This window comes from Rhizobacter sp. P1_G5, from assembly GCF_056405435.1.
On the sequence record NZ_JBFUCB010000322.1, the window covers coordinates 1 to 6,714 of the forward strand.

Here is a 6,714-nt window from a genome sequence, read left to right on the forward strand (position 1 = left end):
GACCGGCACCGTGCGCGCGGTCGGCGCCGGCGTATCGCATCTGCAGCCGGGCGACGAGGTGTTCGGCATGGTCGGCGGCGTCGGCGGGCATGCGGGCACGCTGGCCGGCTTCATCGCGGTGGATGCACGGCTGCTGGCGCTGCGGCCGGCCGCGCTGTCACCGCGCGAGGCAGCCGTGCTGCCGCTGGTCACGATCACGGCGTGGGAAGGGCTCGTGGATCGCGCACGGGTGAAGCCCGGTGATCGCGTGCTGGTGCACGGCGGGGCCGGCGGTGTCGGGCACATTGCGGTGCAGTTGGCGCGTGCGCATGGGGCCGAGGTGTGGGCCACCGGCAGCGCGGCGCAGCTCGACGCGATCCACCGGCGTGATCACGCCAACTGGGGAGAAGCCGGAAGCGCCGCACTGAACTGATGCCCCGGCCCGCCATCGACCGGCGTTGCGACGACGGTCAGGCACAGCCGGCCCTCGGCCACTTCGGCCGCGCAGCGGATGCGTCCTGCGAGGCCGGTGCAGGCCGACGCCTGGCTGATCAGGCTCATCAGCGTCTGGATGAGGAACGTCGGGTCGGCGTCGATCCTCAGGGGGCCGGAGATCGTCAGGTCCAGGGTCTGCGCCCGCTCCTCGACGGCGGGTCGGCAGGCGTCCACGGCCACGCCGATGGACGCGGCCGCGTCGAAGCTCTGCCGCCCCGCCGGCAACGGGGCCTCGCCACGCGACGGGGGATCGAGAAGCCCGCTCACGAGACCCAGGATCTTGTCGACCTGTTGCTCGATGATCGCCTGGGCGCGCGGCAACAAGGTGCTCGCGGCGTCCGGCCTGCCCAGGGCCGCGGCGGCCAGCCGGATGGGTGCGAACGGACTGCGCAACTCGTTGGCCACCCAGGCCAGCAAGGTCGCCTGTCGGCGCCGCGTTTCCTCTGCCGCGGCCAGCAGCTCCTGCGCACCGAGCGCGGCCATCACCAGCTGTTCGTTCGCTTCGCGCAGGTGCGCCTGCTGCAGCTCGTGGCCGGCCATCTCCAGCTCGTGGTGGGTCATCCGCTGGTGTTGCGCCCGGACGGACGGGGCCGGCAGGCTCGACTGGCCGGTGGCCTGGTCCGCGTAGAACACGAACCCGCCGAGCGCCTGCTTCTTGGCGAAGTACATCGCCTGGTCGGCGCGGTCGATCAAGGTCTTGGCATCCGCCCCGTCCTCCGGATAGACGCTGATGCCGATGCTCGCCGTCAGGCGCAGGTCAGCACGGCCGGCGGGATCGTGTTCGCGCAGGGCCGCGTTCACCTTCTCCGCGACGATGGCGGCGTCGGCCGCCAGCGCCACCTCGGCGAGCACGATCAGGAATTCGTCACCCCCATGGCGACTGACGGTGTCGGTCTCGCGCACGACCGTCCGCAGGCAATCGGCCACCCGCTGGAGCGCCTGGTCGCCTGCGGCGTGACCCTGCTCGTCGTTGACCTGCTTGAAGCCGTCGAGGTCGAGAAAGAGCAACGCGACGCGGTTGCCATGCCGCTTCGAATTGAAGATCGCGCTCTCCAGGCGGTCCAGCAGCACCGCGCGGGTGGGCAAGCCCGTCAAGGGATCGAGCCCGCCCGTCTGCGACGCCTTGTCGCGCGCGACGTTGGCAATCTCGGCATCGGTGATGGCCCCGAGCGCGCTCACCATCAAGCGCTCGTTGGCCTCCAGCAGCTGCGCCGCCCGGCCTTCCTCCACCTGCCGTTCGGCGCGGACGACATCCTGCAGCAACTGCGTCAGGACGGTGCGCATGGTCGTCACCTGCGCATTCAGCCGGTCCAGCTCGGCTTGGGCGTCCGTCGCCGCAACGCCTGGAAGATCGGGAGCGTCGGTCATGGTGACGATGCCCGCATGCCCGGACTCAGGAACGCTTGCCGGGTCCGGCGGCCGCCAGCTTCGTCGTGGGCCGGCCCCCGAGCAGCCCTTCCTGGTCGGCCAGCATCTCGCCGATGTGGATGCCATCGCCGTCGATGCTGTACGCACGAAGCTGGTCCGAGTGGGCGCTGGCCCGGACCTTGACCACCGCCATCACCCGCCGCAGCCGGCTGTCGATCTCGATGTAGCGCTGCACGATGATCGCGTCCGTCATGAACGCGGTGCCGTAGGGGCTGAAGCGAAGATCGGTGTAGCGGTCCTCGAGTTCCGAGGTCATCAGCACGGTGACCCCCGCACTGGCCAGCGTGATGACGAGGTTCGACAGCGATTCGCGGAAGTCCTCGCGGAACGTCGGCGCCAGTGCCAGCTCGAAGCCGGACAGCGAATCGATGACCACGCGGGTTGCGCCGAGGCGTCGGATGTTCTGCATCAGCATGTACCCGACCTCGTCGATCGACAGATCGGCGCGGTTCTCCACCACGCCCACCTTCCCGCTCGCGATCAGGTCCGCGACCACGCGGCTGCGCGACCGGCTGGGACTCTGCTCGAAGGCAGCGATGACGCCGGTCTCTCCCGCTCGCACGCCCTCCGCCAGGAAAGCCGCAGCCAGGATGCTCTTGCCGGAGCCGGAAGGCCCCGCCACCAGCAGCGAGTAGCCGCACGGCAAGCCGCCGCCCAGCATCTCGTCCAGGCCCGGCACACCCATCGACAGCCGCCTGGCGAGCGGCGCGGCGTTCGGGTCGCCCGGCGGCGAGATCGCGACGCTGGCCGGTGGAAACACTTCCACACCCGCGTCGGTGATGCGGAACGTGTGCAGGCCCGCCAGCGTGGGTTGTCCACGCATCTTCATGATCTCCATCTTGCGGACCATGGAGTTGCGCTGCACGCTCTGGCGCAGCCAGATGAGTCCGTCCGACACCGTGAACACCGGGTTGGCATCGGTCTCGGTGAAGTACTCGCCGATCAGGAAGGTCGTGGCCTGCCAGCTCGTCATCACCATGCCGAGCTGCTGGACGAACTGCTGCAGGCTGTTGTGGGGGTTGCCGTCGGTCTCGCTGGCCAGCACGACCGACCGGAAGGAATCCACGAAGACGAGCGCCGGGCTGTGCCGCGTCACCTCGTCGACGATGCGCTTGAGCACGCGGTCGAGGTCGCCCACCACGGCGTCGTCGGAGAGATTGATGAAACGGATCGAGGTGTTGATCGCCTCGGTGTCGAAAAACTCGAACTGCTGCTGGTAGCGCAGCATCTTCAGCGGCGGCTCGCCCAGCACCGTGAAGTAGATCGCCGGGCGCTCGGGTGTCGCCAGCGCGAACATGATCTGGTGCGCCAGCGTCGTCTTGCCGCAGCCCGGCTGGCCTGCGATGAGGTTGAAGGAGAACTCCGGCAAACCGCCACCAAGAATCTCGTCCAGGCCGGGCACCTTCGTGGCCAACCGGTTGATCGTTACTTTGCTGGTCATGACGTGGTGTCCTGCGCGGACGGACCGCTCAAAAGGGTGGCCCATGCGGGGCGAAGCAATCGTTCGGTGAGCGACGGGCCGACCAGGGTGGTCAACAACGCGTGGAAGGTCTGCAGGATCAGGGCGCCCTGGTCGGCGGCGTCGATGGCCTCCTGCTGTGCCAGCGCGCTCTTCAGCGCCTCGAAATCCATCGCGGTGGGAACTCCTTCCTTGGTGAGGATCAGCCAGGAACCGCTCCCGCGGGCAAGGTGCACCGTGCGCTGGTGCAGCGCGGCGACGCCGCGCTTGCCGATGATGGGCGTCAAGGCCTCGTCGATGCCTTGCAAGGCCACGCTGACCGATTCGGCGACCTGCAGCGAAGAGGCGCCGTCTCGCACTGTCCTTTTCAGGAAGATCGCAATTCCATCGCTCTCTGGACTGGGCATGTGTCACACGCCGGCAAGCAGCGTCGCATTCATTGAGGGACTGCCGGACCTGGGGCGTTCGAACGGCATCACGCGCTGGAGCCAGGAAGGCTTGAACGTCGCATGGACGGCCACGCGGGTCTGTACGCTACCGCACATTGGGACCCTCATGCCTCGTCGCGACGCACGCAGATGCGCGGCAACCGAAGCTCGAAGCGGGTGGCCCCTTCGTCAGATGAGACATCCACCGTGCCGCCGTGGGCCAGGGCGATCTCGCGGACGACGTACAGACCGAGGCCGAGATTGGCCCCGGCCACCTGGGAATCGGCATCCCCTTCGTCGCTGCCGGCGCGCACCAGCGGATCGAAGAGGCTGGGCAGCAGGTCGGCAGGAATGGGTTTGCCGTGATTCTCGACGGCCAGCAGGACTTCGTCGGCGCGTGTGCCATCCAGGATGACGCGGACCGGCGAGCTGGGGAATCCGTACTTCAAGGCATTGAACACCAGGTTGGACAAGGCCTGGTGCAGGCGCCGGGCGTCCCATTCACCCTGCAGGTCGCCCAGCACGGTCAGCTGCAGGACTCTTCCGGGCGTGATCGCATCGATTTCCTGCAAGGTGTTCTGGGCGAACTTGTCCAGATGCAGAGGCGCCGGACTGACGGGCAGGCCCGACCCCAGGCGGTGGCGCGTGTACTCGACCAGGTCGTCCAGCAGGGCCTTCATCTGGCCGACGCTGCGCTTCACCACGGCGAGTTGGGGCGCGTCGTCGGGGCGGGTGCGCAGCGCCAGGGCCGCGTAGGCCGAGATCGTGCTGAGCGGCCCTCGCAGGTCGTGGCCCAGCATCCCGAGAAACAGGTCGCGCGTGCGGTTCACCTCCAGCACGAAGACGCTCAACGACTCCGCGATGGCCTGGTCCACGGCCTCGTTGAAGCGCGTCACGTCGTCGAGATCCTGGAGGGCCAGGGCTTCGCCCTGTGAAGCGCGCCACAACCTCAACACCGTCGCGCGCAGCGCCCGGTATTCGGCCACCATCTGCTCCACCTCGAAGCCCTGTCGCTCGCGCTGTCGGGCATGGCTGCGCGACGGGATGCTTCGCAGGGGGGCGGGCGTGTCGCTCTGGCCTTCCGACTTGGCTTGCCGCTCGTCGTCGTCCTGCGGACGGCGCATGTCTTCGGCGATCTCCTGCAGGATCAGCCTGCCGTGGTCGAGCAGGCCCACCTCGTCGATGCTGGCCGCGGCGGGCATCTGGCTGGCGGCGAAAGCGACCCAATCCCGCAGGATGGCATCGAGGTTGGCGTGGATGAAGCTCGACAGGCGCATTCGCCATTCTGCGCCCTGCGCGGAACCGCTGGAGCCTCAGCGCTGCGGGTACTCGAGTTCCGGGTACCAGTCGACGCCCCGGCCGCCGGGCGTCATGTCGAGCACGATCCAGATCGGCATCACTTCGGGCGCGCCGCGCGGGTCCTGGCCGGGGTCGGCGCTCTCGGGTCCCATCTCGTCGCCCCAGGTGTGGCGGATGACGCCGTCGCGGCGCGTGAAGACGTTGAAGCCGGCGTTGTCGCCGGTGCTCGCCGGGTCTTCGTCGGCGTAGTCGCGGTTGAAGTCGTTGCCGCCCGACGAGTACAGGCGCAGGTGGCGCCAGCCGCGTTCCTTCCTGAAGGCCAGGATGCGGTCGATCGGCGATCGGGCGATCACCGAGAACGCGACGCGCTGCAGGATGTCGGGCATCTCGCCATCGAACGCGCTGAGCATCGAGGTGCACATCGGGCACGGCCGCTTGCGCTGCGGGCCGTACATGAAGTTGTAGATGACCAGCGTGTCGTGCTCGCCGAACATCTGCGACAGCGTAACGGGGCCCTGCTCGCCGTCGAACCGGTAGTCGTGCGGCACGACGCCGCCCGGCGGCAGCGCGCGGCGCTGTGCGGCGACGCGCTCGTTGAGGCGGCGCAGCTCGATCTCCTGCTCGAGCAGGGCGTTGCGGGCGGCGCGGTACTCGGGGCTTTCGCCGGGGAAGCGGCGCCTGGACTGGGCCAGGTCCTTGGCGGGGCGCAGGGGCGGCTGTGCGGTCATGGGCGTCTCCAGCTGTGAGGTGGTGCCATGACGACGAACGGTGGGGAGCGGAATCGACACGAGGAGCCGAAAAAAAGGCGGGCCAGCGTCATCGCATGGCTGCTTCAGGCACCGACACGCGCTTGCAGATGATCCATCGGAGCCTGCCAGGCATCGTGGTCGTCACTGTCCTGCCACAGTTCCGCCAGTTCGGAGTTCTCGGCAAGGATGCGCGCGAGGGCGGCTTGAGCCTTGTCGATCAGCTCGACGGGTGGCTTGAGCTGAACGCTCGCCACCCAGTTGTCGACCGCCTCCGTGTGCGAAGTCTTCTCGCCGGAACGGCCTGCGAGCCTGGCCAGAACCTCGATCGCCGCGATGGCCACGCACGCCTGCGGAGCCTCCAGGTAGTCCTCGCCGGAAGACAGTACAGCGTCGATTGCTTCCTCAATGGGGCCGAGACTGTCGGCTTCTTCAAGCTCGTAGGCCCAATCCGCGGCGTCGTCGTTTCCGAAGGGATCAACAGACCATGCGCCCATGTGCGCTCCTCGATGAATTCCGTGCTGGGACCGGCTCAGCTCCGATGGAACGCATGTTCCGCAATTTCCTGTGCGCGGGCAATGGAAATTCCATGGACTTGATCGATGACCAACGGATCGCGGCCGTGCTCGCCACGGTGGAGGATGACCTTGGGTCGCTGGCCCCCGAGCTGCACCACGACATCGGCCGGCCTCGACTCGTCGTACGGATAGGCCGGAATCGCGTTGCAGACCCAGCCGAAGAAACAGTCTCCGTCGATGGGCTCATCGTAGGTTTCGAAATAGCGGTTGAAGCTCTTCTCGCTCAGCGACACCCAGAGGCCCCACAGGAACGGCTCCTCGATCCCGTGAATCGGCACCTCCAGCACGGCACGGACGAAACG

7 protein-coding genes and 1 pseudogene are annotated in these 6,714 nt (G+C 68.0%); 1 reads left to right on the forward strand and 7 read right to left on the reverse strand.

From position 1 onward, the window contains the following. Positions 1-358 (forward strand): annotated as a pseudogene (locus AC1D12_RS20480) (MDR/zinc-dependent alcohol dehydrogenase-like family protein); the annotation flags it as partial. 11 nt (positions 359-369) lie between these two features. Here AC1D12_RS20480 and AC1D12_RS20485 read toward each other — a convergent pair. The 7 genes from AC1D12_RS20485 to AC1D12_RS20515 all read right to left on the reverse strand — a co-directional run. Beyond that, the gene (locus AC1D12_RS20485) at positions 370-1,842 is read right to left on the reverse strand and encodes a diguanylate cyclase domain-containing protein (protein WP_477842512.1); all 1,473 of its coding nucleotides are present in this window, start codon (positions 1,840-1,842) and stop codon (positions 370-372) included. A 25-nt stretch (positions 1,843-1,867) separates the two neighbouring features. Continuing rightward, positions 1,868-3,343 carry an ATPase domain-containing protein gene (locus AC1D12_RS20490; protein ID WP_477827495.1) on the reverse strand — a complete coding sequence of 492 codons (1,476 nt, stop codon included), beginning with the start codon at positions 3,341-3,343 and terminating at the stop codon, positions 1,868-1,870. Next, a complete protein-coding gene (locus AC1D12_RS20495; protein ID WP_477842513.1) occupies positions 3,340-3,720 on the reverse strand; it encodes a hypothetical protein in 381 nt (126 codons plus the stop codon). Before AC1D12_RS20495 ends, AC1D12_RS20490 begins: the two co-directional genes overlap by 4 nt. Before the next feature lie 194 nt (positions 3,721-3,914). Beyond that, positions 3,915-5,066: an ATP-binding protein gene (locus AC1D12_RS20500; RefSeq protein ID WP_477827497.1), complete on the reverse strand. Its 1,152-nt coding sequence runs from the start codon at positions 5,064-5,066 to the stop codon at positions 3,915-3,917. A gap of 36 nt (positions 5,067-5,102) precedes the next feature. Then, positions 5,103-5,816, reverse strand: coding sequence for a DUF899 family protein (locus tag AC1D12_RS20505; RefSeq protein WP_477842514.1), 714 nt, complete (start codon positions 5,814-5,816; stop codon positions 5,103-5,105). Positions 5,817-5,920: 104 nt separating this feature from the next. Beyond that, positions 5,921-6,331 (reverse strand): DUF4259 domain-containing protein, encoded by a 411-nt coding sequence (locus AC1D12_RS20510; protein WP_477826651.1) that lies wholly within the window; start codon positions 6,329-6,331, stop codon positions 5,921-5,923. Between the two features lie 35 nt (positions 6,332-6,366). Next, positions 6,367-6,714: DUF2199 domain-containing protein (locus tag AC1D12_RS20515; RefSeq protein WP_477842515.1), on the reverse strand; the 348-nt coding region annotated here is incomplete at its 5' end.

What these genes read in the sequence shown, in the direction of transcription:
- AC1D12_RS20490 (WP_477827495.1), bottom strand. Translation starts at nt 3,343, where the DNA reads ATGACCAGCAAAGTAACGATCAACCGGTTGGCCACGAAGGTGCCCGGC.
- AC1D12_RS20505 (WP_477842514.1), bottom strand. Translation starts at nt 5,816, where the DNA reads ATGACCGCACAGCCGCCCCTGCGCCCCGCCAAGGACCTGGCCCAGTCC.
- AC1D12_RS20500 (WP_477827497.1), bottom strand. Translation starts at nt 5,066, where the DNA reads ATGCGCCTGTCGAGCTTCATCCACGCCAACCTCGATGCCATCCTGCGG.
- AC1D12_RS20485 (WP_477842512.1), bottom strand. Translation starts at nt 1,842, where the DNA reads ATGACCGACGCTCCCGATCTTCCAGGCGTTGCGGCGACGGACGCCCAA.
- AC1D12_RS20510 (WP_477826651.1), bottom strand. Translation starts at nt 6,331, where the DNA reads ATGGGCGCATGGTCTGTTGATCCCTTCGGAAACGACGACGCCGCGGAT.